Here is a 25,170-nt window from a genome sequence, read left to right as displayed (position 1 = left end):
TTTGAAAACAAATTAGCATTGCGACTCTTTCGCTTCTGCAATCCATTCTCGCACTGGCTTCAGATGTTCAACTTTGTCCATGTAATCTGCAACAGCTTGTGACCTTACAGTAAGTTCATAGGTCCGAAATCGCAAGACCACAGGAATAAAGTAGGCATCGGCAATCGACAATTCTCCAAAAAGAAAAGGGCCGCCATACTCTTTAAGGCACTGCTCCCAGATTTGCTCAATGCGCAAGACATCTCGTTTGACTGCTGCCACGCAGATTGCTCTCTTGCCGCTATCGGCGTCGATCTTGTTGATATCGAAATGCAGTGCGCGGCGCATGCAGATAAATTCTGCATGCATCTCGGCACAAATACTCCTGGCATGCGCCCTCTTCCTGCTGTCTGCTGGCCACAAGTGCTTGCCGGGAAAACGTTCTGCCAGATACTCGCATATCGCTATCGAATCCCAGATCACTTGATCACCCAGGATAAGGCAGGGTATGCGCCCCGATGGCGAATATCGCGCAATCGACTCGGCCGTATCAGGTTGATTGAGACGAATCTTAATCTCCTCACAAGCAATATCGAAAAAACGCATGACTAACCATACCCGCATGGTCCAGGAAGAGCAGTTCTTGCTGCCAGTGACGAGTTGCATCATATTTCTGGCTGCAGCATTTTCAAGATACTGGCACTGTCGACTATCGTCGCAAACTCGCGATGCAGACTCGCCAATGCAGTATCGTGCATGTCTTCAGCACTAAAGTAGCGCCCGTCCGGCCCATGACGTTCAAACGTTGCGGTGGCGTCTGCGACGAGATAAGTGACGAATCCCAAATTACCTGCCATGCGTGTCGTGGTGGATACGCAATGATCCGTCGTGATACCGACAATGACCGAAGTTGTCACGCCATTTTCACGCAGACGCTGTTCCAGGTCGGTGCCAATGAAAGAGCTATTGACGCGCTTGTAAAGCACAGGCTCACCGGGCAGCGGCACAGCTTCCGGTTTCACTTTGAAACCGGGATGGCTGGGGTGAAACAAGCTCTTGATCCTGGGTGAACGATGCTGGATATGAATAATAGAGCGCTGCGTGTCACGCCAGGCAGCCAGCAGCGCGGCAATATTGGATTCGGCTGCTGGATTGTTACGATGCCCCCAGCTCGGGTCGTCAAATGCCTGTTGCACATCAATCACGATCAATACGGTATCTTGGGGTAAGGGGTTCATACAAATTCCTTTCAATAAATATCGAAGTCAATTTATCTTAGGGTGCTGCATTCACCACAACAACCGAAATCCCCTATACTTCATGCCTATCCATGAAGGATTTCGATCACATAAATGAACAGACTGAAACTCAATCAGCTTGAAATATTGATCGCCGTGGCCGACACCGGTGGCTTTGGCGCTGCTGCGGCAGAACTGGGGTGCACCCAATCGCGCATCAGCCACGCCATTACGGAACTGGAGGCAAGTTTGGGAACGCGCCTGCTGTTGCGTTCACGCTCTGGCTGCCAGCCCACCGATGCAGGTCACCAGGTTTTGGCGAAAGCACGGCAAGTGCAGCATCTGGTGAATAGCATGACCGACACCACAAAAGACGATACTAGGATGGCAGGCCGGGTACGCATAGCATGTTTTCGTAGCGTAGCCACCCATTTACTACCAAGGGCATTGGCAGCTCTCGCCAGCGAATATCCAGGCATACGTGTCGACATTGATGACAGCTGTGAAGAACGCGAAGATGTGGCTCATGCCGTGAAAGAAGGCCGCGCCGAAATAGGGATTGCACATCTGCCCGTCGATTCAGAATTTCTGGCGCATGCTTTTGTCGCGGATTCCTACGTGCTGCTTGTGCCAGCCTCGCTGCATTTGTACGCGCCCATATCCTGGGAACAATTCAAGGACCTGCCCTATATCCAGCTCAACTGCTCAGGCGCGCTCGACATACTGGAGCGATGCCGCGCCGCAGGATTTAATGCCGAACTCTCACGCACACTGACTACCGACACCAGCATCGCGGCCATGGTCAGACATGGCGTTGGTTATTCCATACTCCCCCGGCTCGCGGTCTTTCCAACACCAGATGGCGTAAAAATCGCCGATCTGCCCATCTCCGCAAAACGCCAATTCGCGCTGATTGCATTACCTGACACAGCCCGTACAAAAATTGTGCAAATCGTCACGCGCTTCATACGCAATAAACAGTTTGTGAAGGAGAGCGAGGCTTTCCGGGCGGGTCTTGTTGACTGGTAGTCGCTAGACGGAAGCCAGGCAGGAGATCGGACAGAAACCGTTGCGTTCACCTGAAGAGTAGGTTGCGGCGTGGATGCATGAAATCTCTTTGAGTTTTCATGCACCTTCGAGGGCGATAGGGTAATGCAGACTGCGACCGAGGAAGAGTGCTGCCAATTGTGTATTGGCAGCACTGGTCAGAATAGATACCAAAACCTTTGATTGAACTCTTTAATTACCTGCATTGGCCTTGCTAACTATATGCAACATCGCCTGATTACGCGTACATCCAGCTTGCGTGCCGCCAGAACATGGCAGGTGCCCAATATCCAATCGCCAGTTTTAAAGGACTCATACAAGGATAGTAGTTCGCACCTGTCTTACATCTCATTTGTCAATCTATTTGAACGGAATATAAGCAATACCATTTTTGATTGACTCAGCAGTTTGTGTCTTGTTTTCCTGGCTTTCGCTAAAGCTGGCCAGTGCTGTCGCTGGTGTGCTGAGCTTGATATTTAGTTGATTCAACCAGTAATCATAACCAGCCTGATCAGGGCTACGATGCAAGACATTTGCATAGAAACGAGTGAGTAATGTTGAGTTATTTGGATTCGTGCCATACATGAGCTTGAATTCGGCAGATTCCATGAAACTTGCAGCCACCTCCTGAATGGTCAGCCCCTTGTCCATCGCCTGGATCCAATAACCTAAACCCGCTGCATCTGGTGTTCTATTAAACGCTGCCTGGTACAGTCGATATGCTTTACCCGCGTTGCCATCCAGATCAAATGCCAGTGACATATCCGCGAACTTTACACGTTGCAGATTTGTCGCAAGAACCGGTGTACCGTTACTATCAGCGATCGTATAGCCTATCTTGGTTGGTGATACCCTATAGTCTGCATATTTGCCGCTAAATGTCGTTATCTCTTGTTTGGGATTGAATTGAATAGCGGTGACAGGATGCAATTCTATTTTATTCTGCAGTTGTCCGTTTGTATCGGTTCCCGCTTGCCAGAAACCAATACCACCTATCTGGACCAAGGTTTGGGTCGTGCTCGACTGTGTTTGAGCAGCAAAGGTTTTATCAAAAGTCTCTCTCGCTGCCTTGATTTCCGCATAAAAAGGTGAATTCTGTCCAACGCAATCTGGATGCGGGATAGCCGCGACCATGGTTACGCTGCTACTCGATTTCAGCACGAGCTGATATTCAGAATCAGGCGTGGCTTTATAGGAGATGAGCGTTCCTTCAACGAGATAGCGTGTGTTTTCTACCGGCAAAATGCGGTTCCCATCATCCACGACAACGAGTGGGGGAGTCTGCAATTGCAACAGGCTGATAGCTGTCGCGAATTCTGTGGTGGAGACTGCATTTGCGTTGCGATCATTTCCTGTTTTTATATCCCATCGAATCGAAGAACAGGCCCGCGCCGGTGCAGGAACCTGACACAGCCCAGAAAGACTAGACAAAACCTGGCCCGCTGGGCAAGAACATGTGTTGCCGACGAGAATTTGCCCTCCAGTGCACGTTGGTGTAGTGGTCGGCGTTTTGCAGATGCCACCAACATTCGTTTGCCCGACTGGGCACATGCAAAAACTGCCCACTGCTATTTGGCCGCCGGTGCAACTGGGTGGAGTCACGGTACAGGACGAACAAGCACACGAAGGGCTTACTGAGCCGTCAGCACAACGGATTTTTCCATTGGATGCGCAAGAACTGCCAACACCACCGTGCGAAGAGCAGCAGCCCACACACGACGCTTGGGCCGAGCCTATGAATATGAAAAATGCGGCGAGTGCCACAACGAAGGAGCGCACGAAGGCAACTGTGTTTAAAACCAGCATATACTTTGAATAAGATTGAGTAAGTAATGAAGAATGCAGCACCATGACCGCCAAGATGTGTCAAGTCTCAAGTCATGGTTGCAAATTAGCTATTTCCACTCATTATATCTGTAACATTACGTTACATGTAATGTGGGTTTGAAAACAATTGTCAAAGTTGAATTTCTCTGACAATTGAATAATTGCTGTCCGATAGAGGGAATTACTCCTTTGCTTAGGTGCAGATTATCTACTGAGCAAATTTCCTGTCCATTCTTATGCCAAAACAATATTATTCTTGATGAGTAGGGAGCAGGAGTGATAGCCGTGGCATTGCCAGGTATTATTCGACGCTGACACATTCGTGACCAGATCCTATTACGGGAGATCGCCAGACCACTGGGCATCTCTCGCAACACAGTTCTGCGGTACCCGAGCAGAGCTACCTGCGCGGCGCTATCCGCGCTCTGAAGTCACAGAGCCCGCCTATGCAGAACGACAAACAACCAGTGCCATCGACAAATATGCATTGCAGCTTTCGAGCTGGCTTAAAACCGAAGCGGAGAAAAATCGTCAGCAGCGACAGAGCTTAAAACAACTTTACTTGCATCTGAAAAACTTGGATTTGAAGGGTCGTATGACCGTGTGGCTGCCTTCGCGAGGAAGTGAAGGGTGGATCAAAACTGACGGGGTCAATTTAGCCCGAAAACGCCCCCCTAAGGATTCTGCGTGCGTGGCCGCTCAAACCCTTCTACCACATGGCACTAACACCATCCTGTGAGCGATACTGCCTGAAATATTTTTCCAGGTGACCCACAAATGCCAGCACCTTGGCAGACAGATTGTTCTTCATTGGATAAACAGCGTGAATGTCTGCATTGGGGAGTTTCCAGTCGCTTAGCACTTCACGCAGCCGGCCAGATTGCAGGTAGGGGGCTACGTTCCAGTCTGAACGTAGCAAGATGCCCTGGCCTTGCAAGGCCCAGCTGACTGCTGATTCGCCGTCGTTGGTTGATACCGTGCCACGCACTTTTACTGTTGCCTGCGAATTTGCGTTGTGCAAATGCCAGGTGCCGTAAGTCTCATCGCTTTCGCGAATGACTATGCAGCGGTGGCGTTGCAAGTCGGTTGGCGTCAGTGGTGCGCCGTGGCGTTCAAGGTAGATGGGGGATGCGCACAAGAGGCGGCGGTTGCTGGCGATTTTTTTTGAGGTGACCCTGGCGTCAGGGACTTCACCAAAACGTATGCAGACATCAAAGCCATCGTCGGACAGATTGACGGGTCTGTCTGTCAATTGCATCTGCACTTCAACATCCGGGTAGATTTCTACAAAGCCTGCAATGGCGGGTGCGATGAATTGCCTGCCAAACCCAAAGCTGGCGTTCACGCGCAGCAGGCCTTTGGGGACGGCCTTGCTGCTGGACAGGCGTTGTTCCAGCTCTTCCAGTGCGGCCAGGATTTTTTGGCCCTCAGCCAGATATAACTCGCCTTCTGGCGTCACTACGGCCCGTCTGGTGGTGCGGTTCAGCAGGCGTATGCTGAGGCGCGCTTCCAGATTGGCGAGCCGCCTGCTCACAGCGGCGGTGGATACGCCAAGCTCCTGCGCGGCCGCCGAGAGCGTGCCTGCCTTCACTACTTCGGTGAAAAAAGCGACATCAGATACTGAACTCATTTTTGCGTTTAAGTTAAAAACAGTTTGATTTTCAAGTCATTGTAAATCAATTCGCAACAAATTAACTTGTCCTGCACAAGAAGTTTATCCAGATTAAATCTACAGGAGACATGCATGACTGAATTGTCAGGTACAGCAAAAACGCTATACCAAAAGCTGGTGGAAACCCACACGGTAGCCCGCCTGGATGAGCAAAACGTGTTGCTGTATGCCGATCTGCACATCATGAACGAGTACACCAGCCCCCAGGCATTTGCAGCATTGACCCATGCCAGCAGGAAGGCTGCCCAGCCTGGCCAGAACCTGGGGGTGGTCGATCATATTATCCCTACCCACCCACTGGCGATACGCACGATTACCGAGCCAAATTCTGCCTTGCAGGCATCGAACCTGAAGCGCAATTGTGATTTCCATGGCATACCCTTGTTTGATACCAATGACCGCTACCAGGGTATAGAGCATGTCATCGCGCCTGAACTTGGCATGGTCAGGCCTGGCATGGTGATACTTTGTGGTGACAGTCATACCACCACCTATGGTGCTTTTGGTGCGCTGGGTTTTGGTATCGGCACTTCAGAAGTGGAGCATGTGCTGGCTACGCAGACGCTGGTGTATCGACTTGCACAGAACATGCGCATCCATGTCGCAGGCCGTTTGCCCACAGGCACGACGGCGAAAGACCTGATCTTGCTGATCATTGGGCAAATCGGCGCACAAGGTGCGCGCGGTTATGTGGTTGAATTCTGTGGCGCAGCAATCAGCTCACTATCCATGGAAGCGCGCATGACCCTGTGCAATATGGCTGTCGAAGCAGGTGCACGCGGTGCGCTGATTGCGCCAGATGCGACAACCATAGACTATGTGAAAGCGCATTGCCCTGATCTGGTGGGCGATATGCTGGTCATGGCACAAGCGGACTGGGCTGATCTGCATAGCGACAACGATGCCAGCTTTGACCTTGAACTGCATTTTGATGCGAACGAGGTAGAGCCTTATGTCACCTGGGGCACCAGCCCTGACCAGGCAATTCCCATCACAGCCCGTATCCCCAACATGCCAGCAGACAGCGGCAATGCTTTGCATCACACCATGGAACGCGCACTTCATTACACAGGTTTGCATGCAGGCGATGGCGTGGAAGGTTTGGCAGTCGATGTTGTTTTTATAGGCTCTTGCACCAATGCACGTATCGAAGACTTGCGGGCAGTCGCCTCGATTGTCAAAGGGCGCTACGTTGCGCCTGCTGTTCGCGCCATGATTGTGCCGGGTTCGGGCGAGGTCAGGCGACAGGCGGAAGCAGAAGGCCTTGCCCAGCTTTTTATCGATGCCGGTTTTGAATGGCGCCAGCCTGGTTGCTCGATGTGCCTGGCCATGAACGACGATGTGCTGAGCCCGGGCCAACGTTGCGCATCTACCACCAACCGCAATTTTGAAGGCCGCCAGGGTCGTGGTGCGATTACCCATCTGATGAGCCCGGCCATGGCTGCTGCGGCGGCTGTGACTGGCCGCATTACCGATGTGCGCAAATTAGGAGTACAGGCATGACTGTTCAAACCCGAATCGAAGGTATTGCGGCACCCTTGCCAGTCGCCAACCTGAACACTGATCAAATCATTCCCAAGCAATTTTTGCTGCGTATCGACAAGGCTGGTCTGGCGAAGGGGCTGCTCTACGATATGCGTTTTGATCTGAATGGAAACAGCCGCCCTGAGTGCGTGCTTAACCAGGCTGAATACGCTGGCACCAGGATATTGGTGGGTGGCCCCAATTTTGGTTGTGGTTCCAGCCGCGAACATGCGGTCTGGGGCCTGCAACAGTATGGAATTGACGCTGTTATTGCTCCCAGCTTTGGAGAAATTTTCTATTCCAACGCCATGAACAACAAGCTCATGCTGGTGGCACTAGCCCAGGCTGAGATTGACTTGCTGCTTGCTGATATCAACAACCCTTCAGACAAGCATGTGTTGATTGATGTTGAGAGCATGACAGTGCGTAGTAAAAGTCTGACTGCCCCGTTCTCTCTGTCTGAACGCCATCGCCGCATGTTCCTTGAAGGCCTGGATATGGTGGGGGCAACACTGGCCATGCAAGAGCAGATCAATGAATTTGCAACAAGTCATTGGCAGAAACGCCCATGGCTAAAAAATCTGGCAAGCAAGACCAGAGACAGCCTGGTTTGAACAAATCATAACAGGCAATGCGACCGGAAATTCATCCGGCGCAATATTAAAAGGAGACAAAAATGCATATAGAAACAGCTTTGCCTGCTGAACCAGCAGGATCAGGTTTTTGGAGCAGGTTAATGGCGATCCGCATCGGGCCACTACCCTTACCGGTGTATATCGTATTGGCAGTAATCACTATCGCAGCCGCCATCAACCATCGTTTGCCAAATGACCTGATCGGTGGTTTGGCGGTCATGATGTTAGCGGGTTTTTTGCTTGGTGATCTGGGTAACAGAATCCCGCTACTTAAACACATAGGCGGATCAGCCATACTCTGCCTGTTCGTGCCATCGGCTCTGCTTGGCTACAATCTGTTTGACCAGGATATGCACAAGGCACTGACGACAGCAATGAAGACGGCGAACCTGCAATATCTGTACATTGCCTGCCTGGTTGTCGGCAGCATATTGGGCATGAGCCACAAGGTACTGGTGCAAGGATTCATACGCATGTTCATTCCACTGCTGGTTGGTACTGTCGCTGCAGTTGGTGCAGGCCTCGCCGTTGGCATGTTGCTGGGTTATGAGATGAAACATGTGTTCTTCTACATCATCATTCCCATTCTTGGTGGCGGTATTGGTGAAGGCATTCTGCCCTTATCGATTGCCTATTCAGAGATCACGACGACGCCACAAGCGCAAATTGTTGCGACCCTGATCCCGGCAGCATTGATCGGCAATGTGGTGGCAATTTTGTCGGCTGGTGCCCTGAGCTGGTTTGGCAAGAGGCGCCCGCAATATAGTGGCAATGGCACCCTGGTAAGAAATGGCAATGACCAGGAATTGCTGGCTAAACAAAACGAAGCGCCGCTCAACATCAGCCTGATGGGGGCTGGCCTGTTGCTGACCTGTGCATTCTTTATTCTTGGTTCTGTACTGGCACCAATGACAGGTATCCCTGGCCCTATCCTGATGATCATCGGTGCAGCGCTGGTCAAGGTCAGCAAGATCATGCCGCCGAATATGGAGCTTGGCGCTTACCAGATGTACCGCTTCATGACGAACAACCTGACGTTCGCCATATTGGTCGGGCTGGGGACCTTGTTTGTTCCATGGAACCAGATGGTCTATTCGCTCAGTTTGTCCTATTTCGTGATTTGCGCTTCCATCGTTCTGGCGATGGTGGCAAGTGGCTTCGGCATAGGCTTTCTGATGAAAATGTACCCTGTTGAATCAGCTATCGTGACTGCCTGCCATAGCGGCCTTGGTGGAACAGGTGACGTAGCTATCCTGTCTGCCTCCAACCGCATGGAGATGATGCCCTTCGCGCAAATTTCTACCCGCATAGGCGGCGCAGCTATGATCGTCATGGCGACGATATTGATGAAGATTTTTGGCTGAAACCATGGAGAAATTTTAGACAGATACAGATAGGAAAAATCAGGAGAGCGCCATGCCAGAATCCCCAAAAACAATAGTAGCAACTACCACTAAAGCAAGCACTGAAGCGAGTAAAATCAATACTCGCAGAAGAAGCCTGCTTGCCGGTGCAGTATCGGCGGCAACGCTGACATTACCCATTAAAGGATACCCTGTGAATACACCTGTGCCTCCACAAGGATCAGCAATTGCCCGCATGTTCCCGGGCTTCAAAAGCCGTACGCTCAACACCAGCGGCACCTCGATTCAAACCTTGGTGGGTGGTCAGGGTCCGGCACTTTTGCTATTGCATGGTCACCCGCAAACCCTGGCTTGCTGGCATAAAATCGTACCGGCACTGGCGCAGCATTTTACGGTCGTGCTGACCGACCTGCGCGGCTACGGGGACTCGGGCAAACCAGACGGCGGTGAAAATCACATTGGCTATTCTAAGCGGCTCATGGCGCAAGACCAGGTTGAAGTCATGCAGCAACTGGGCTTTTCACGCTTCCAGGTGGCTGGCCATGACCGTGGCGGGCGCGTCGTGCACCGCATGCTGCTTGATCATCCAGATGCGATAGAGCGTGCAGCCCTGCTCGACATCGCCCCCACTGCCACCATGTATGCATCCACCAACATGGCATTTGCCAGCCGTTACGTCTGGTGGTTCTTCCTGATACAGCCAGCACCCTTGCCAGAAAAATTGATAGGCGCCAACCTGGAATTTTATCTGGAACACCATATCAACAAACAAAACAAGACCCCCGGCGCAATCACGCCCGCAGCCTATGCAGAATATAGTCGCTGCTACACCGCCGAAACCCTGCATGCAGTCTGCGAAGATTACCGGGCCGCAGCATCGATAGACCTTGAACACGATACCGCCGACGCCGACAAAAAAATCCAGTCACCCTTGCTGGTATTGTGGGGAGCCAAGGGCGTTGTCGGCAACACCTATGATGTGCTGAAAACCTGGCAAGAAAAATCTATTGATGGCGCAGTCAGCGGTGGTGCGCTGCCATGTGGACACTACCTGCCAGAAGAAGCACCCGAGCAAACCCTGAATGCGTTTCTGCGCTTTTTCCGGAAAGCTGAGGGATAGTTTTTGTTAAAACCAATTATGATTGCATCAAAGGTCGATACAGCTTGCTAAGCCGAACTACTGTCATTGCCTCTAAAGACCGATAGTGCACGTCTTAGCCCACTGGCTACCTGCGGCCTTCTACCCTTAGCATTTAGCCTTGCGGGAAGTCGTGTGAATTTTGTTTGAACCTCGTAATGGCTTTCATTGCCATGAACATACGCCCGTGTTGAATAATGAGTTTTACTTTCAAAATAAGAGATGTACTCTTCAATTTCAGAGATGTTTTGGAATCGAAAAGTAAAGCCACAAACAAGAACACAGTATGTTATTGGGCATACAAGATTATCTATAATTGCACCGCCATATTCTCGATGCTTTCCACCATGAACTTCGCGCCACGTTCTTATATCGAGAGTTTCCGTCCAGGCTTTCATGACAGCGTAGTCCTAACCAGATATGTACATTCCATATTGACTGACAACTCACGACTCAGGATCAAACCCAAACACCCTAAGCTCCTGATCACAGCGACAGGCTTTCGCGATACGTGCGGCCCAGGCGATGGCGTCTTCTCTGGTAGGAAGCTCAAGTACAGTGAAGCCGCCATTGAGTGTAGGTGCCCACGGGTAGCCGCCCTCAGTGACTGTGCCATTGGCTGACACCAGCACGGGCGCTACTGCTTCATCAATGCCACCGCCGAAAACGTAGACGCCTGCTTCCTTAGTCTCGCGTATCACGGCATGAGCATCTCGCCCCACCGTCTCCATCTCACTGTCGGGTACATTCATTGCAGCACTGGGAAATGAAATGAGATACTTTGCCATGATCGTGAATTCCTTATACTGTTTTTCGGAGTCCGGCCGTGCGGGTTGTAAGCACACCTGGGTGCAACGACGATGGCGAGCCGGGTGTGGAAACCATCTGACTAGGATAGCAGGAAGTGCGGGTTGCAGCATTGATGTTGCAGGCGCTACGCTCAAATCAAGACACCCATCCCGTCACCCGGCGGTCGGCGAGCGGACTGTGCATGGTTGGCACGCTTGATCGCGTGAACAGGGGGAAACTTGCTTAAAAATTAATGGGATATAATTGGCAATATTTTGTGTCGCTCTCTGTCCCTCAAATGGCCCGCTTCGGCAGTCTTGCATGCTGAGCGGCCGGACATGGACGAACGGCGCTTGCTGGTAACCTCTGCTGAAAGTTTTGCCACATGCTGTCCCCATACTACCAAGCATACAGGCGTATGTCCTTCAAGCCAGCGCCGCTAACGCTGTTGTTTGCGTTGCCCACGATTCCTTCATTCCCGCGCTGGTCAGTCGGGATGCCGGACACCAGCTTTGCCGCAACCGGTGTCAAGCCGGGAGATGATATGCCATCCAATTTTTTAACCCTAAGCTAGTGGCACTGAAACCTGCATCGATCTCGCCCGATGAGCAGATGCCTGATGGTGGCACGGTGCGTGGCAAATTAAACCGCTTGACTGAAAAGTCACCAAGCCAGGCAAGCTGGTGCGCGTCGTTAACACTTCAGTTGAAATCCGAAATTGCATTGCGGCGCAGCTGCGCCTGCCAATCGAAAGTCCCTCTGTGATGAAAAAACAAGTAGCAGCAGTATTCAGTCTGATGATCAGTGCTCATGCGGCGGCCGACGTCGCGGCCGGCATGTCCGCGCTCAGCGACGGCCATTGCGAGGTCGCCATCAAGGAACTGAGCGCGCCTGCGCGCGCTGGCAATGTCAAGGCTCAGAAGGCGCTGGGGGATTTGTATCAGCGTGCGAGGCGCAACTGTAGCGATACACCTGCTGATGAAACACAGGCGCTGTCCTGGTACCTGATGGCGGCGCAACAGGGAGACGTGGAGGCGCAAAAAGAGTTGGTCTTTCTCTACAAGCTAGGGAAGTCGCCTAATCCCGAACAGTCCGTGCGCTGGTTGCTCAAGGCGGCTGCGCAGGGCGGTGGCGTGGATCTGTCGGCACTTGGCACCGTATATGCAAATGGCGAGGGCCTGACGCGCGATCTCACATTGGCCTACGCGATGATGACCCTGTCGCTGCAGCGCAGTGACTGGCTTGGGCGTCATGACACAGAAAACTATCTCCCTATCTTCAGCGAGAAATTGTCGCCCGACCAGATTGAGGAAGGGAAGAGTCTGGCTACCAACTGGAAACAGGGCAGCGTACTTCCAGCCACCTCACAAACCGGGCGGCGCTCGCCAATCGACTGGTATCTGCGTCTCGCCGAGGGCGGGGATCTGGCCGCCGCACTCAAACTGGGCACGCTATATGGCAGCTACGACCCGGATCGCAAACCCGATCCGGAGCGGGCTGCGTACTGGTTGCGCAAGGCGGCCGAGGGTGGCAGCGCCGAAGCCCAGTCCCGTCTGTCTAAAGCTTATGCACAAGGCGACGGCGTGACTGAAGACTTTGTGCTGGCGTATCTGAGCCTGGCGCTGGCCGCGCGCGGCGGTGCCGCGAATGCCGTCAGCGGCGTGACGGAGTGGGAAGCAGCGCTGACCGATCAACAACTGGCCGAAGCGAAAGGCATGCTGGCGCAATGGAAAGTGGGCACGCCATTGCCGGTGGCCTCACAATACGGCGCACAGCGCAAAGTTCACTATGTGCGCAACGCTATCGGCAAGGCAGCGCCAACGGACGAGGTGCGCAAACTGTTTACCGCTGCCAGCGAAGGCGACGAGGCTACGTTCACGCAGCTGATAGCAAGGGTCGTCAATCTCAACGACTACATGGTGAACAATTGCAAGCTGTTGAATACCTTGCTGATGCCGGCCCTTAGCCTGCGTGCCGACGAAACCGCTTGGCGGCGTGAGCACGACGGTGCGCCTGAGCTGGCGCACTGGCAGCGCCAGCGTGCCAGGCACCTTGCGCTGTTGCCAGCCAAGACGCGCATGCTGGCCCTGGCACTGAGCCATGGTGCCAGCTTTGACGAAGGCTGCGGCAACAGCGATGCGGCCGCGCTGCATCTGGCCAGTATGTTTGGCTCGCCGGAAATGGTACGCATGTTGCTGGCCAAGGGCGCGGACCCACGCCAATACGGCGGTAGCAACGGCGTCTATGCGCCGCTCGAATACGCGCTCCAGCAGCGCGAGCATAGTCTGCAGTTTCCCGAGATGATAGATCCGCAACAACGCAGCGAGATCATGCTCGCCTTGCTGAAAGCCGGTGCGCAACGTCCCTATCTATTGCTCGACCAGCGCAGCGCGCGCCAGGCAAAGGCGAAAGGCGAAGCCGCGCCCGAACGGCCTTCTGCGGATTACCTCATGTGGAACGCGCTGCCAGGGCTGACGACGGGGACGGCAGTGCTGGACGCTCTGGCCGGCACCGGCACCAGCCCGTATGCTGGCGACGATGGTGTGTCGCCGCTGGCTTACGCAGCCCGGGCTGGCAATGCCGATGCGATCGGCTGGTTGAAAACCCGCGTGCCGCGCTTCGATGAAAGCGGGCGTGACCGGTGGGTAGACGCAGCCATGCTGGCGATGTACAACAGCAAGGAATCGTCCGACCAGGTGTTACGCCAGCTGCTGGTGCCAGACTTGCGCTGGACTCAGACCGGTCCCATGTGGGAAAGTGGCCAGCGTGACTATCGTCCTATCCGCTCGCCTGTAGTGCCGATGAGCGGCGACACCCTGCTTGGCCACGCGGTGCGGGCCCATCGCCTCGACTGGGTCGCCAGACTGGTGGCGTTGGGTGCGCCTGTGGGCAGTCCGAATAATCAGAGCGCGCTGGCACTGGCGCTCAGCTCTGGCGATGCGGCAATGGTGACGCTGCTGCTGAATCTGGGCGCCGATCCGCTCGCGGGCAAGGAGCCGCCGCTAACCCAGGTGCTGACGGCGAAAGAGGGTGACGCCAACATGTTACCGTTGTTGCTGGAGCACATAGCGCGGGTGAACAAAGCACCACTCAGCAGCGTCGCGCCGGCGGCGCTGGAAGAGGCCGTGTTATCTGCCGACACGGCGCTGGGCGCACGCCGCGTGCGTGCGCTGGTGGCCGCGGGTTTCACTGCCCAGGGACTGAGTGCCCAGGCGGTGCGCAGCGCGCTCGACTCGCCAGATAGTGAGCTGGCCGGCTTCCTGCTCGAGCATGGCATGCTGAGTCTGGCGGCCGGGCAAACGCGCGCGGCCGCGGATGTGGTGGCCTTGCTGGCCGCAATTGACCGCAAGCGGACCGACCTGGTACGACGCATGCTGGAACTGGGTTTCGACGTCAACACGCATTACGAGGACATGCCCAGCCCAGTGGAACTGGCCATCACGCGCGGCGACACCGACATGCTCGCGATGCTGCTCGACAAAGGCGGGCGCATCGATACCGGCTATCGCGATAAGAACGGCAGTGGAGTACTCGACCGCGCGGTTGCCGCAAACAATGTCGCCATGCTCAAGCTGGTAACCGGAAATGGCCAGTTGAGGCTGAACGAGGTGTGCCTGCCCGCCACGCGGATGCTGGCCCAGACTGTGCTCGACACATCGGATCAGTATTGGGCCTTGCTGCGCAACCAGGGCTTGATGGCCGAAACTACGCCTTGCCGTGACATGGCCGAGCGCCTGATCAACTACCTGAGTGAGCGTAACGAACGGCCGCTGCGCGGCTGGATCGCTGAACGCTTGAAGCAACGTCTGAAGCAAATCGGCGCCAGGGAGAGCAGCTTGAGCGCAACCAGCTGGGCCAATTTGCGTCAAAACGAGAGCAACGACTTAATCGCGGTTCTGGAAACAGCCGGCTGGCGCGCTCCGCCAGCGCGCACCGCAGCAGCACTCGCGCCGTTGCCAAAGGCCGTCGGCACTGACCTGGCGCTGCAAAAGAAACTGCCCGGGCACTATTACTTGAAGGGGGTCACCGAGGTCGGCTCCGAGATCGTGCTGCGCGCCGACGGCCGCTTCAATTATTCGCTCGCATATGGCGCGACGGATCAGATGGCGCGCGGCAGATGGCAGGTCAATCAAGGTCAGCTCGTGTTTCGCAGCGACCCCGCCGGGTCGCCCGGCGCGCCGTTGACTCCCTCGCTCGCGCCGTCGACGGTAGTGCCCCAAGCCGGACAATTGTCGATCCAGGTCCGTGCGCGCGAGCGCAACGTCCCCAGGGTGGAACTGACGGTGTTGGGTGACGCCCCTGTCATGCTGCACGGGTACACAGATAGCACGGGCTGGCACACCGCTCATGTGGGGCCAGTGCGCCAGATCGTGTTCTACCATCCGGAACTCAACCGCGGTCACCCCTATGTCTATGAAGTGCCAAGCGGGTCTATCGGGGAGAGCAACTTCAGCTTTGACCTTGCCGCGCGTCCCGCCGTGTTCGAAGACTTCAATCTGAGCATGACTGTGCGCGATGGCGCACTGGTGTGGACGCGCAATGGACGCCCCTTGACGTATGAAAAAGCGAGCAAGGAATAGGCGCACGGTGCTGACACATTACTTTTATCACTCTATACAGGAGCCAAAGATGAAGCAGAATTTACCGATTGAGAGCAGGCGCGCCTTGCGCGTCGCCATGTATGCGCTGGGTTTATGCGCAATGGCTGGCAGTGTGCAGGCCGCCACCCTCGATTTGAGTGATTGCGATGTGCTGATCGGAACTCAGTCTGCTCAGGCATACAAGAAGTGGATCAGCGACAACGAGCACCGTGCCAATGCCGGCGAACACCAGGCCATTCGGAGTCGCGCCGCGGACGCGGTCAGGCGACTGACGTGCCACGAAGAAAAGCTGACTGGCCGTAGCAGCTCGCGTGTGACAATCACCATGTCCGGTGGTGCTGCCGGTGCCGAGAAAGAGGGCCCTTCGGTGACAACCAGGTCAGCCGGTATCCCGAATATCGAACTCCAGCCAGTCGCCTTGAAAGCCCTGAACGACGCCGTGCGCTATACCCATCAGGCCGGCGTTTTCGATCCCGGATATAAGAGCCTGTCGGCGCAAACTGTGGTGCGCTACGCGGCGGCGCTGCCCGAGCGAATCGACGAGGCATATGCCGACGCGGCTGGTGCGTATGCCTACGATTGCGTGCTGAAACTTCCGTATGGCATGCGCGTCACCGACGCTGGCTGCGCCACTGACCGCACCGCGCGCGCCGAGCTGACCCCGCGCGTGACACCCGAACGCCGCGCCGCGGCTGACGCAGCGGCGCAGAAATGGGCTGAGAAACTGCACAACCCGGAAGGGCGCTAGTACGGTCTTTATTGTGCGATTTTAATCAGGCAATGTCCTGCCCTATTCAACGGTCACACTTTTTGCCAGGTTACGTGGCTTATCTACATCCGTCCCTCTTGCCAGTGCTGTGTGATAAGCCAGCAATTGCAACGGCACCACGTGCAGTATCGGTGACAGCTGGCCGTAGTGTTCTGGCAGGCGTATCACGTGCACGCCTTCGCTGGAGGTGATGCGGGAGTCGGCGTCGGCGAAGACGTAGAGTTCGCCGCCACGGGCGCGGACTTCCTGCATGTTGGATTTGAGTTTTTCTATCAGGGTGTCGTTGGGAGCGACGGTGACCACCGGCATTTCCTTGGTGACCAGGGCCAGGGGGCCGTGTTTGAGTTCACCTGCTGGGTAAGCTTCGGCGTGGATGTAGGAAATCTCTTTGAGTTTTAATGCGCCTTCGAGGGCGATGGGGTAATGCAGGCCGCGACCGAGGAAGAGTGCGTTTTCTTTGCGGGCGAATTCTTCTGCCCAGGAGATGATTTGTGGTTCCAGTGCCAGCACGGCGCTGATGGCGACGGGCAGGTGGCGCAGGGCGCGTATGTGTTCTGCTTCGTCAGTTTCACTCAAGCGGCCTTTGCTTTGTGCGAGGCACAGTGCCAGCAGGAAAAGTGCGGCCAGTTGCGTGGTGAAAGCCTTGGTGGAGGCGACGCCGACTTCTACACCGGCATGGGTGATGTATGACAAAGCGCATTCACGCACCATGGCGCTGGTGGCGACATTGCAGACTGTGAGGGTGTTCTGCATGCCGAGGCTGCGTGCATGCTTCAGCGCGGCCAGGGTGTCTGCTGTCTCGCCACTTTGCGAGATGGTGACGACCAGTGAATTGGGGTTGGGCACGCTTTCGCGGTAGCGGTATTCGCTGGCGATTTCTACATTGACAGGAATTTTGGCGATGGCTTCTATCCAGTATTTAGCAGTCAGGCCAGCGTAATAGCTGGTGCCGCAGGCGAGTATCAATACAGAATCTATCTGCTTGAAGACTTTGTAGGCACCGTCGCCAAACAACTCGGGCATGATGCTGATGACGCCTTCCAGCGTGTCGGCAATCGCACGTGGTTGCTCGAAGATTTCTTTTTGCATGTAGTGGCGGTAAGGGCCGAGTTCTGCTGCGCCGCTGTGGGCATGTACTGTCTTAACTTCGCGCTGGACTGACTTGCCTTCGCTATCGATTATCCATACTTTTTGCAGTTGCAGGTCGACGACATCACCTTCTTCGAGATAAATGATCTGGTCTGTGGTGCCTGCGAGTGCCATGGCGTCGGAGGCGAGGAAGTTTTCTCCCTGGCCTACACCGACGATCAATGGGGAACCCTGGCGTGCGCCGACGACACGGTGTGGTTCATCGCGGCAGAATACGGCAATCGCAAATGCACCGGTCAGACGCTTGATGGCGATTTGCACGGTCTCAAACAAATCACCGCTGTAGAGGTGGTCTATGAGGTGGGCGATGACTTCGGTGTCGGTCTGGCTTTCAAAGACATAGCCAGCCTGTGTCAGCTCTGCACGCAGTTCTTCATGGTTTTCTATGATGCCGTTGTGCACGAGGGCGATGCGTTCACGCGAGAAATGCGGGTGGGCATTCGATGAAGACGGTGCGCCATGGGTGGCCCAGCGGGTGTGGGCGATGCCGGTAAAGCCAGCAAGGCCGGACTGGTCTATCTGCGCCTGCAGGTCTGCCACGCGGGATGTGCTGCGTGAGCGTTGCAGATGGCCATCGACATGCAGGGCGACGCCGCATGAGTCATAGCCACGGTATTCAAGCCGCTTCAAGCCTTCGAGCAAGATGGGGGTGATATTGCGTTGAGCAACTGCGCCGACGATACCGCACATGGTGACCTCTGATAAAGAATGAATATGTGTTCATGCTAAAGCAGATGGCTTGATATTTTCTTTCAAAATTCATTTATTATTGAAATTTATAGAACATCTATTTTCTATTTGAACTATTATTTCAATATATAAGAACATTTGGAATTATCAATCATATGTTGACTGACAATGAGTTGGATGAACTAGACAAACGCATTTTGCAGCAATTGCAAAAAGATGCCTCGCTGACCAATCATGAGCTGGCCTTGCGGGTGCATGCATCTGCCCCTACCTGCCTGCGTCGCGTCAAGCGGCTGACGGATGAGGGCATCATCAGCCGCCAGGTGGCGTTGCTGGATGCCAGCAAGCTGGGGGCTGGCTTGACGGCCATCGTCGAAATCACACTCGACCATCAGGCGACTGAGAAGCTGGTGGAATTTGAGCAACTGGTGGCGCAGGAAGGGGCGGTGCAGCAATGTTACCGCGTCTCGCAGGGGCCGGATTTTGTACTTGTGATACAGGTGGCGGACATGGCGGCTTATCATGCACTGGCGCACAGGCTGTTTGCGACGCATGCGAATGTGCGCAATGTTCGTAGCTTTTTTTCTATCTTGCGCAGCAAGTTTGAAACAGCGATTGCGCTATAAGGTTTTTAAGCCCGTTCAGCGGGGGCGTATGCTTTCTTTCAAAACATTCGCCGGATAATAACGCTGAAAACTTTTCCAGACCACGCCTGATTTGGCGACTTGTTCCAGCATGTCCTTGAGAGCCGCTCTGTCTTCATTGCTCAGGGATTTTTTTGAAATATAGACGCCGCTATCACCCCAGGCTAATTCAGGCAGGGGTTCATAGCGCAGCTTGTCGAGCATATCCTGGACCCGCGCATCTTCCATGATGGCGCCGGCGAGTATCGATGGTGCCATGATGGTCAGGTCAGAGATGCCCGCCTTGAGCAGGCGTGCCACTGAGACGGGGTCAGCGTCCATATACAAGCGGCCTTGCTTGCTCAGTTCCTTGATGATGTCCTGATAGGCTGGACCATAGTCAAAACCACGTACCACAGCCACTTTCAAATCTTTTTTATCGAGTAAATCCTGCATGGAGACGATGACGGTACGATTGCTTTCCAGGGAAATCAGGGTGGCGCGGTTATATACCAGGGGGATGAAGATGCCATGCTCATCACGTTTTGGCGTGCGGCTGGCAGGGATCAGCAAGTCGGCGCGCCCGGTTTCAAATAGCAATTCCAGCCTGGCCCTGGGCACGGCAGTCAGGGTGAATTTGCAGGCTTCGCCAAGGCTACGCAAGATGTCGGGATAAATGCCTTCGATATTGTCGCCGTTAATCAAGACACTGCGCCCGGTTGCAGCAACAGGAACATTAATAGCGCGTGAGCAAACGGCCAAAGCCTGCTGGGCCAGGAGCATCAGGCTAGACAGCAGGAGAATACGCAATGATCGTAGATTTATCTGAAAACTCATTAAGGTATCCGGCATGAAATCACAACAGGCAAGGCTCAAACGAGTATGGCCCTTGCCTGAATTTAACGGGGGCGGTTGCCTTCTTTCAGCACGTCTGGTTTGTAATAACGTAAAAAGCCTTTCCAGACCAGGCCTGAGCGGGCAGCGCGCTCCATCAGCTCTTGCAAGGCATTGCGGTCATCCTGGGTCAAACTCTTCCTGGACAGGTAAATCCCGCTGTCCCCCCAGCCCAGCTCAGGCAGGGGCTCAAACCTGAGCTTGTCAGCCATGTACTCTACCCTGGCATCACCTTGTACTGCACCAGCAAAAATATAGGGGGCCATGATGCTGACATCGGCAGCACCGGCTTTCATGATGCGTGCGACAGAGACCGCATCGGCTTCCACGATCAACCTGCCCTGTTTATTCAATTCAGACAGAATAGCCTGGTAGCCCTCGCCGTAGTCAAAACCGCGTACGACAGCCACTTTGAGGTTTTTTTGTTCCAGCAATTCTTGCTGGCTGCGTATGGTTGGGCGGGCAGATTGCAGGGAAATCACAGTAGCGCGGGTGTAAATCATGGGGACAAAAATCCCGTGCTCGTCGCGTTTTGCTGTTCGTATGGCAGGGAAGAGAATGTCCGCCTGGCCATTTTCAAACATCAATTCCAGACGCGCACGCGGAACCGCAGAAAATTGAAATTGACAGCTTTCCCTGGAAGACAGGCCACGCAAGATTTCTGGATAAATCCCGGTGATAGCGTCACCATTGATGATGACGCTCAAGCCTAGCGGCGCAACCGGTGCATTGATGACGCGTGAACATGCAGCTTGCGCTGGTAACCAAACATGGCTCAGGGACAAGAACAGCACAACATGGCACTTTGTCAGCATATTCATCAAGACTCACCTTGATAACGAACCTGCATACGATAGACCAGAAAGATGCTTTGCAGCAAGCAAGATTGTCTTCAGAAAAGTCACTCTTTGTCACATAAGGCAAATAGCTTGTTTTCCGCCAGAATTTCTATCTTGCCATAAGCCAGGCGTATCAAACCATGTTGCTTGAAAAATCTTAATTCTTTCGACAAGGTTTGACGTGTCATACCCAGCATCATGGCCAGTGCCTCCTGGGTTACTGGCACTATGGCATGCTGGTCTTGCTGGCGCTGGGCAACTTCTGCCAGCAGCAGCAAACGACGCGCCACCCTGGCCCGCACTGAACGCAGGCTGGCATCTTCGACTATGCCATATAGCAAGCGTATGCGCCTGGCCAGCATGTGGGCGATTGCAGCGGCGAAGGTATGGCGTTGCATGAGGCTGCGAAAAGCTGCAGGATCAAGCATCAACAATTCCACCTCGTCCAGCGCCGTTGCATCGTGGGTGCGTGGCATATCATCGATCAGGGAGATTTCACCAAACCAGGTAGCCGCCTCAAGGAAGATAAGGATGGCTTCGCGCCCTTCCATGCTCAGGGTAGACATCTTGATCGTGCCACTGAGCAGGGCATAAAAACCACAGGGCGCATCGCCTTGGCGGAACAACATTTCACCCGGACGCAAGCGCACATGTTCACAAGAGACTAACATGCTCTTACGGTCTGCTAAAGGCAGGCTGGCGAACCATGGGTCAGCCAGCAGGGTGCTCATTACATTTGCTTTTGATGTCATTTGCACCAACAAAAAGAATTGTCGCCGATGGTAAGCATTGATGATCAGTGGTGACCACTGGTGACTAGATGTGATCCATAATGAACCATAGTCAACCATCGAGCCCGGCAAAATAAAATTGTAAAATATTTGACAGTTATAGTGGGAATCCACGTTGTAATGTATGTCTCTGCCACTTCTTCAGGGAGTATTCAAATGCAACATCGTGCTCAATTCGTCCGCATGGAGGACAGTACCCAGCAAGACTGGCAATTGATAGGCGGCGAATTTCGCCAGTTTGCCCAGGGCTTGTCCGACCGGGTCTTACAACACTTGCGTTTGCTGGAAGGGGACTATGGTGGTTTCCCGATAGACCGCTTTACTCACTCGCTGCAAACCGCTACGCGTGCCTTGCGCGATGGCCGCGATGAGGAATATGTCTGCTGCGCGCTCTTGCATGACATAGGCGATACCCTGGGTTCTTTCAATCATCCTGATATTGCCGCTGCCATCCTGAAACCCTTTGTCAGCGAAGACAATCTATGGATGGTGCAACACCATGGTATTTTCCAGGGGCACTATTTTTTCCATCACGTGGGCATGGACAGGGATATGCGTGAGCAATTCCGCTCTCATCCCCATTTTGAACGCACGGCAGAATTTTGCGCTCTGTATGACAATCCGTCTTTTGATGCGCATGCAGAAACTTTCCCGCTGGTGGAATTTGAACCCATGCTGAAAAAACTGTTCAGCCAGCCACGCAATACGATTTATAAAGCGGCTATAAGCGCTGACAATAAACAGTAATCACAAAAAAACAACACTGGAGACAATATGAACATCCCCTCAGTCAAAGATCAGGTCAGCGCAGAAGAATGGCAATTACGCACCGATCTGGCGGCCTGTTATCGCCTGGTGGCAGTCTATGGCTGGAGCGACCTGGTATTTACCCATATCAGTGCGCGCATCCCCGGGCCTGAACATCATTTCCTTATCAATCCTTATGGTTTGATGTTTGATGAAATCACGGCTTCCTCTCTGGTGAAGGTCGACCAGCAATGCAATAAGGTGATTGATTCGCCCTTTCCGGTGAACCCGGCTGGCTTTGTCATTCATAGTGCAGTGCATGCCGCGCGCGAAGATGTGCAATGTGTTTTGCATACGCATACACGTGCTGGTGTTGCCGTCAGCGCACAAAAATGTGGCGTGCTACCCTTGTCGCAGCAATCAACTTTTGTGCTGGCATCGCTGGCTTATCATGATTATGAGGGCGTTGCCTTCAGGGAAGATGAGAAACCACGCTTGCAAGCTGACATGGGACAGGCTAACTTTCTGGTGTTGCGCAATCATGGTTTATTGACAGTGGGCAAATCGATCGCCGATGCCTTCCTGTCCATGTACACCTTTGAAGCGACTTGCCAGATACAACTGGCAGCGCAGGCGGGCGGGGAACTGGTCCATGTGAATCCCCTCATCGTCAAAGGGGTGGCAGAAGCCATGCGCGTGCAGACTGGTGGTTTGGGCGGTGCCTTTGTCTGGCCTTCCCTGATACGCAAACTTGATCGAACGGATGAAAGTTATAAACTATGAAGGCAAAGCACAAGGTCGTCGTCATTACCGGTAGTTCAGATGGAATAGGAGCAGAAATCGCGCGTCAACTGGCCAGGAAATATGGCAGCAGCCTGGCACTGGTGCTGGCGGCGCGCAATGAAGAAGCGCTCAAAAAAGTCGCTGCCGAATGCAAGACCTTTGGTGCTGTATCACTCATCGTTAAAACCGATGTCGGCATGGAAGCCAATTGCCGCAATCTGATAGAAGCTGCCGTAGAACAATTTGGCAGCATCGATGTGCTCATCAATAATGCGGGTAAATCAGCCCAGGCCCTGCTGGAAGAAGTGGATAACCTGGGCTGGTATCAAGAACTGATGCGTATCAATTTCTGGGGCAGCGTTTGGTGCACTCATGCTGCCCTGCCCCATCTAAAAAAATCACGTGGTGCCATCGTCGCTGTCTCTTCACTGGCTGGCCTGATCGGCGTACCTGGCCGCACAGCCTATAGCGCCAGCAAGTTTGCCATGGCTGGTTTTTTTGAATGCCTGCGTTCAGAATTAAAAGAGGCTGGCGTCAGGGTCACGCTGGCCTACCCTGGCGTCGTCGCTACCCGGATACGCTATAACGGTTATAACGCCGCTGGTGAAGCAGCAGGCAAGAGTGGCTTGAAAGAAGACGATGCCATGTCGGTAGAAGAATGCGCATCCTTGATCATACGCGGCTATGAGCGTGGTGACCGTGAAGTGGTCATGAGCTTCAAGGGCAAGCTGGGACGCTGGTTGAAATTGATAGCGCCTGGCCTGGTCGAGAAGATGGCCATGGCGGCTTTGAAGAAGGATGTCAGGCCGCATTAACATAGGCTTTCGCCAGGTTTCGTAGGAGCGGCTTTCGCCGCGAACGTTTACAGCCGTAACGGTATGCTGTTCGCGGCTGAAGCCGCTCCTACAGGCCAATTTTATTTTGCAAATTTAGAAGCGGTGTTGTATACCAACAGTTGCTGAAGTCTGATTCGTCGCAAAGCCTGCATCATCACGTGACACACCCGTCAGCTTGTTATTGCTGGCCTTGGCATAGCCACCAGCGATATAAATATCAGTGCGTTTCGACATGGCGTATTTGGCGCGCAGTGTCAGCAAACCCGGATCAGCATCTGCACCTGCTGCCACATTCTTGATGTCCTGATAGTAGTAGACGCCCGTCAAGGTCCAGGCGGGTGTCAATGCATAATTGCCACCCAGCCATAAGGTATCACTGCGTTGGTCTGCTGCGCCTGTCGCCAGGGTTTTCTTGAAATTGCGGTAACCGGCAAACAGCTTCACCTCACCAAAATCATATGAGCCTGCCAGGTGCAAGACCTTGGCCTGGTCATAGGAGCCATTGGCTATCGGTGCGCTATTGTTTTGCTCATAGGTGATGACGGCAGCCCATGGCCCATCGAATGCGCTGGCAGCAATAATGTATTTGGCATTGCCGGAAGTATTACCTGCCACTTCACCAAAACCATAGGTCGCACCCAGCTTGTAACCCTTGCCGTCATACTGGTATTTGACCAGGTTGGAAATGGTGGTCAGCATGCCATCTTTGCGGCCACCTGTAGCACCGGCAGAAGTCGCCCAGGAATATTGCGGCGCATAACCCATGGGGTCAAAGGGCAGGATGAAATCATAGGTGGTGCTATAAGAGCGGCCAGCGACGACGCGGCCAAAATCACCTTGCAAGCCGACATTGGCCTGTCGGCCAAAGATGTCACCATCAGAAGCACCGGTGTCGAGCAGGATGCCGCCTTCGAGTTGCATGATGGCTTTCAAGCCACCACCCAGGTCTTCACTGCCACGCAAGCCAAAGCGCGAGGTATTCATGCCGCCGCTATTGAGTTTGAACTGGCTGCCTTTATTGGCATCGGCATTATTGTTGTAAGTGATGTTGGCATCTATCAAGCCATAAATGGTGACGGTGGATTGCGCATGGGCTGCTGTTGCCATGCATGCCAGCGTGGCCAGGCCAAGTAGCTTCTTCATTGGTGTTCTCCTATGGAAATTTTTGTTTTGCGAACAACATGTCTGTCATGTAGTCGCTACACATGCTAAGGAGTACAAGCTTTCAGTTGCCT

General features: G+C 53.9%; 22 protein-coding genes. 12 read left to right on the top strand and 10 right to left on the bottom strand.

What is annotated here, in order from left to right:
- Window positions 1-12: 12 nt before the first annotated feature.
- Both ACO0LF_RS20020 and ACO0LF_RS20015 read right to left on the bottom strand, forming a co-directional pair.
- Window positions 13-648: a glutathione S-transferase family protein gene (locus ACO0LF_RS20020; RefSeq protein WP_423017192.1), complete on the bottom strand. Its 636-nt coding sequence runs from the start codon at window positions 646-648 to the stop codon at window positions 13-15.
- Window positions 645-1,217, bottom strand: a complete 573-nt coding sequence (locus ACO0LF_RS20015; RefSeq protein WP_423017190.1) for a cysteine hydrolase family protein — start codon at window positions 1,215-1,217, stop codon at window positions 645-647. The genes ACO0LF_RS20020 and ACO0LF_RS20015 overlap by 4 nt, the downstream gene beginning before the upstream one ends.
- Before the next feature lie 114 nt (window positions 1,218-1,331).
- On the opposite strand from ACO0LF_RS20015, the gene ACO0LF_RS20010 reads away from it, so the two are divergent.
- Window positions 1,332-2,246 carry a LysR family transcriptional regulator gene (locus tag ACO0LF_RS20010; RefSeq protein WP_423017188.1) on the top strand — a complete coding sequence of 305 codons (915 nt, stop codon included), beginning with the start codon at window positions 1,332-1,334 and terminating at the stop codon, window positions 2,244-2,246.
- A 378-nt stretch (window positions 2,247-2,624) separates the two neighbouring features.
- Here ACO0LF_RS20010 and ACO0LF_RS20005 read toward each other — a convergent pair whose 3' ends face one another.
- A complete protein-coding gene (locus ACO0LF_RS20005; protein WP_423017186.1) occupies window positions 2,625-3,695 on the bottom strand; it encodes a DUF4214 domain-containing protein in 1,071 nt (356 codons plus the stop codon).
- Between the two features lie 118 nt (window positions 3,696-3,813).
- Between ACO0LF_RS20005 and ACO0LF_RS20000 the strand changes: the two genes are divergently transcribed.
- On the top strand, window positions 3,814-4,083 hold the full coding sequence (locus ACO0LF_RS20000; protein ID WP_423017184.1) for a hypothetical protein: 270 nt from the start codon (window positions 3,814-3,816) through the stop codon (window positions 4,081-4,083).
- A gap of 717 nt (window positions 4,084-4,800) precedes the next feature.
- On the opposite strand, the gene ACO0LF_RS19995 is transcribed toward ACO0LF_RS20000, so the two are convergent.
- Window positions 4,801-5,721 (bottom strand): LysR substrate-binding domain-containing protein, encoded by a 921-nt coding sequence (locus tag ACO0LF_RS19995; RefSeq protein WP_423017182.1) that lies wholly within the window; start codon window positions 5,719-5,721, stop codon window positions 4,801-4,803.
- Window positions 5,722-5,835: 114 nt separating this feature from the next.
- On the opposite strand from ACO0LF_RS19995, the gene leuC reads away from it, so the two are divergent.
- From leuC to ACO0LF_RS19975, 4 genes are all read left to right on the top strand, one after another.
- Window positions 5,836-7,266: a 3-isopropylmalate dehydratase large subunit gene (gene leuC / locus ACO0LF_RS19990; RefSeq protein WP_423017180.1), complete on the top strand. Its 1,431-nt coding sequence runs from the start codon at window positions 5,836-5,838 to the stop codon at window positions 7,264-7,266.
- The gene (gene leuD, locus ACO0LF_RS19985; RefSeq protein ID WP_423017178.1) at window positions 7,263-7,901 is read left to right on the top strand and encodes a 3-isopropylmalate dehydratase small subunit; all 639 of its coding nucleotides are present in this window, start codon (window positions 7,263-7,265) and stop codon (window positions 7,899-7,901) included. The genes leuC and leuD overlap by 4 nt, the downstream gene beginning before the upstream one ends.
- Before the next feature lie 62 nt (window positions 7,902-7,963).
- Complete coding sequence (locus ACO0LF_RS19980) at window positions 7,964-9,286, top strand: 2-hydroxycarboxylate transporter family protein (protein WP_423017176.1); 1,323 nt, start codon at window positions 7,964-7,966, stop codon at window positions 9,284-9,286.
- Window positions 9,287-9,338: 52 nt separating this feature from the next.
- Window positions 9,339-10,406 carry an alpha/beta fold hydrolase gene (locus tag ACO0LF_RS19975; protein ID WP_423017174.1) on the top strand — a complete coding sequence of 356 codons (1,068 nt, stop codon included), beginning with the start codon at window positions 9,339-9,341 and terminating at the stop codon, window positions 10,404-10,406.
- A 464-nt stretch (window positions 10,407-10,870) separates the two neighbouring features.
- Here ACO0LF_RS19975 and ACO0LF_RS19970 read toward each other — a convergent pair whose 3' ends face one another.
- Window positions 10,871-11,212: a YciI family protein gene (locus ACO0LF_RS19970; protein ID WP_423017172.1), complete on the bottom strand. Its 342-nt coding sequence runs from the start codon at window positions 11,210-11,212 to the stop codon at window positions 10,871-10,873.
- Between the two features lie 684 nt (window positions 11,213-11,896).
- Here ACO0LF_RS19970 and ACO0LF_RS19965 point away from each other — a divergent pair.
- Together ACO0LF_RS19965 and ACO0LF_RS19960 are read left to right on the top strand one after the other, a co-directional pair.
- Window positions 11,897-15,793 carry a hypothetical protein gene (locus tag ACO0LF_RS19965; RefSeq protein WP_423017170.1) on the top strand — a complete coding sequence of 1,299 codons (3,897 nt, stop codon included), beginning with the start codon at window positions 11,897-11,899 and terminating at the stop codon, window positions 15,791-15,793.
- Between the two features lie 49 nt (window positions 15,794-15,842).
- Complete coding sequence (locus ACO0LF_RS19960; RefSeq protein WP_423017168.1) at window positions 15,843-16,562, top strand: hypothetical protein; 720 nt, start codon at window positions 15,843-15,845, stop codon at window positions 16,560-16,562.
- A 42-nt stretch (window positions 16,563-16,604) separates the two neighbouring features.
- Here ACO0LF_RS19960 and glmS read toward each other — a convergent pair whose 3' ends face one another.
- Window positions 16,605-18,422, bottom strand: a complete 1,818-nt coding sequence (gene glmS, locus ACO0LF_RS19955) for a glutamine--fructose-6-phosphate transaminase (isomerizing) (RefSeq protein ID WP_423017166.1) — start codon at window positions 18,420-18,422, stop codon at window positions 16,605-16,607.
- Between the two features lie 155 nt (window positions 18,423-18,577).
- On the opposite strand from glmS, the gene ACO0LF_RS19950 reads away from it, so the two are divergent.
- Window positions 18,578-19,048, top strand: a complete 471-nt coding sequence (locus ACO0LF_RS19950; RefSeq protein ID WP_423017164.1) for an Lrp/AsnC family transcriptional regulator — start codon at window positions 18,578-18,580, stop codon at window positions 19,046-19,048.
- A 15-nt stretch (window positions 19,049-19,063) separates the two neighbouring features.
- On the opposite strand, the gene ACO0LF_RS19945 is transcribed toward ACO0LF_RS19950, so the two are convergent.
- The 3 genes from ACO0LF_RS19945 to ACO0LF_RS19935 all read right to left on the bottom strand — a co-directional run bounded on the left by ACO0LF_RS19945 (window position 19,064) and on the right by ACO0LF_RS19935 (window position 21,509).
- Window positions 19,064-19,882 carry a substrate-binding periplasmic protein gene (locus ACO0LF_RS19945; RefSeq protein WP_423017162.1) on the bottom strand — a complete coding sequence of 273 codons (819 nt, stop codon included), beginning with the start codon at window positions 19,880-19,882 and terminating at the stop codon, window positions 19,064-19,066.
- Between the two features lie 62 nt (window positions 19,883-19,944).
- Window positions 19,945-20,760 carry a substrate-binding periplasmic protein gene (locus ACO0LF_RS19940; protein WP_423017160.1) on the bottom strand — a complete coding sequence of 272 codons (816 nt, stop codon included), beginning with the start codon at window positions 20,758-20,760 and terminating at the stop codon, window positions 19,945-19,947.
- Window positions 20,761-20,840: 80 nt separating this feature from the next.
- Window positions 20,841-21,509 carry a Crp/Fnr family transcriptional regulator gene (locus ACO0LF_RS19935; protein WP_423017158.1) on the bottom strand — a complete coding sequence of 223 codons (669 nt, stop codon included), beginning with the start codon at window positions 21,507-21,509 and terminating at the stop codon, window positions 20,841-20,843.
- Between the two features lie 216 nt (window positions 21,510-21,725).
- On the opposite strand from ACO0LF_RS19935, the gene ACO0LF_RS19930 reads away from it, so the two are divergent.
- Genes ACO0LF_RS19930 through ACO0LF_RS19920 form a run of 3 tightly spaced genes read left to right on the top strand, consistent with a single transcriptional unit; the run spans window position 21,726 to window position 23,914 of the window.
- Window positions 21,726-22,316 (top strand): HD domain-containing protein, encoded by a 591-nt coding sequence (locus ACO0LF_RS19930; RefSeq protein ID WP_423017156.1) that lies wholly within the window; start codon window positions 21,726-21,728, stop codon window positions 22,314-22,316.
- A gap of 27 nt (window positions 22,317-22,343) precedes the next feature.
- Window positions 22,344-23,099, top strand: coding sequence for a class II aldolase/adducin family protein (locus tag ACO0LF_RS19925; RefSeq protein ID WP_423017154.1), 756 nt, complete (start codon window positions 22,344-22,346; stop codon window positions 23,097-23,099).
- Window positions 23,096-23,914: an SDR family oxidoreductase gene (locus ACO0LF_RS19920; protein WP_423017152.1), complete on the top strand. Its 819-nt coding sequence runs from the start codon at window positions 23,096-23,098 to the stop codon at window positions 23,912-23,914. The genes ACO0LF_RS19925 and ACO0LF_RS19920 overlap by 4 nt, the downstream gene beginning before the upstream one ends.
- A gap of 114 nt (window positions 23,915-24,028) precedes the next feature.
- Here ACO0LF_RS19920 and ACO0LF_RS19915 read toward each other — a convergent pair whose 3' ends face one another.
- A complete protein-coding gene (locus tag ACO0LF_RS19915) occupies window positions 24,029-25,078 on the bottom strand; it encodes a porin (RefSeq protein ID WP_423017150.1) in 1,050 nt (349 codons plus the stop codon).
- Between the last annotated feature and the right edge of the window lie 92 nt (window positions 25,079-25,170).

Origin of the sequence: Undibacterium sp. Di27W, assembly GCF_049340345.1 — a bacterium.
Lineage (GTDB): Bacteria > Pseudomonadota > Gammaproteobacteria > Burkholderiales > Burkholderiaceae_D > Undibacterium.
The sequence above is the reverse complement of the archived record's forward strand: the minus strand, read 5'-3'. Positions and strand labels throughout refer to the sequence as shown.

What these genes read in the sequence shown, in the direction of transcription:
- ACO0LF_RS20020 (WP_423017192.1), bottom strand. Translation starts at nt 648, where the DNA reads ATGATGCAACTCGTCACTGGCAGCAAGAACTGCTCTTCCTGGACCATG.
- ACO0LF_RS20015 (WP_423017190.1), bottom strand. Translation starts at nt 1,217, where the DNA reads ATGAACCCCTTACCCCAAGATACCGTATTGATCGTGATTGATGTGCAA.
- ACO0LF_RS20010 (WP_423017188.1), top strand. Translation starts at nt 1,332, where the DNA reads ATGAACAGACTGAAACTCAATCAGCTTGAAATATTGATCGCCGTGGCC.
- ACO0LF_RS20000 (WP_423017184.1), top strand. Translation starts at nt 3,814, where the DNA reads ATGCAAAAACTGCCCACTGCTATTTGGCCGCCGGTGCAACTGGGTGGA.
- ACO0LF_RS19995 (WP_423017182.1), bottom strand. Translation starts at nt 5,721, where the DNA reads ATGAGTTCAGTATCTGATGTCGCTTTTTTCACCGAAGTAGTGAAGGCA.
- leuC (WP_423017180.1), top strand. Translation starts at nt 5,836, where the DNA reads ATGACTGAATTGTCAGGTACAGCAAAAACGCTATACCAAAAGCTGGTG.
- leuD (WP_423017178.1), top strand. Translation starts at nt 7,263, where the DNA reads ATGACTGTTCAAACCCGAATCGAAGGTATTGCGGCACCCTTGCCAGTC.
- ACO0LF_RS19980 (WP_423017176.1), top strand. Translation starts at nt 7,964, where the DNA reads ATGCATATAGAAACAGCTTTGCCTGCTGAACCAGCAGGATCAGGTTTT.
- ACO0LF_RS19975 (WP_423017174.1), top strand. Translation starts at nt 9,339, where the DNA reads ATGCCAGAATCCCCAAAAACAATAGTAGCAACTACCACTAAAGCAAGC.
- ACO0LF_RS19970 (WP_423017172.1), bottom strand. Translation starts at nt 11,212, where the DNA reads ATGGCAAAGTATCTCATTTCATTTCCCAGTGCTGCAATGAATGTACCC.
- ACO0LF_RS19960 (WP_423017168.1), top strand. Translation starts at nt 15,843, where the DNA reads ATGAAGCAGAATTTACCGATTGAGAGCAGGCGCGCCTTGCGCGTCGCC.
- glmS (WP_423017166.1), bottom strand. Translation starts at nt 18,422, where the DNA reads ATGTGCGGTATCGTCGGCGCAGTTGCTCAACGCAATATCACCCCCATC.
- ACO0LF_RS19950 (WP_423017164.1), top strand. Translation starts at nt 18,578, where the DNA reads ATGTTGACTGACAATGAGTTGGATGAACTAGACAAACGCATTTTGCAG.
- ACO0LF_RS19945 (WP_423017162.1), bottom strand. Translation starts at nt 19,882, where the DNA reads ATGAGTTTTCAGATAAATCTACGATCATTGCGTATTCTCCTGCTGTCT.
- ACO0LF_RS19940 (WP_423017160.1), bottom strand. Translation starts at nt 20,760, where the DNA reads ATGAATATGCTGACAAAGTGCCATGTTGTGCTGTTCTTGTCCCTGAGC.
- ACO0LF_RS19935 (WP_423017158.1), bottom strand. Translation starts at nt 21,509, where the DNA reads ATGAGCACCCTGCTGGCTGACCCATGGTTCGCCAGCCTGCCTTTAGCA.
- ACO0LF_RS19930 (WP_423017156.1), top strand. Translation starts at nt 21,726, where the DNA reads ATGCAACATCGTGCTCAATTCGTCCGCATGGAGGACAGTACCCAGCAA.
- ACO0LF_RS19925 (WP_423017154.1), top strand. Translation starts at nt 22,344, where the DNA reads ATGAACATCCCCTCAGTCAAAGATCAGGTCAGCGCAGAAGAATGGCAA.
- ACO0LF_RS19920 (WP_423017152.1), top strand. Translation starts at nt 23,096, where the DNA reads ATGAAGGCAAAGCACAAGGTCGTCGTCATTACCGGTAGTTCAGATGGA.
- ACO0LF_RS19915 (WP_423017150.1), bottom strand. Translation starts at nt 25,078, where the DNA reads ATGAAGAAGCTACTTGGCCTGGCCACGCTGGCATGCATGGCAACAGCA.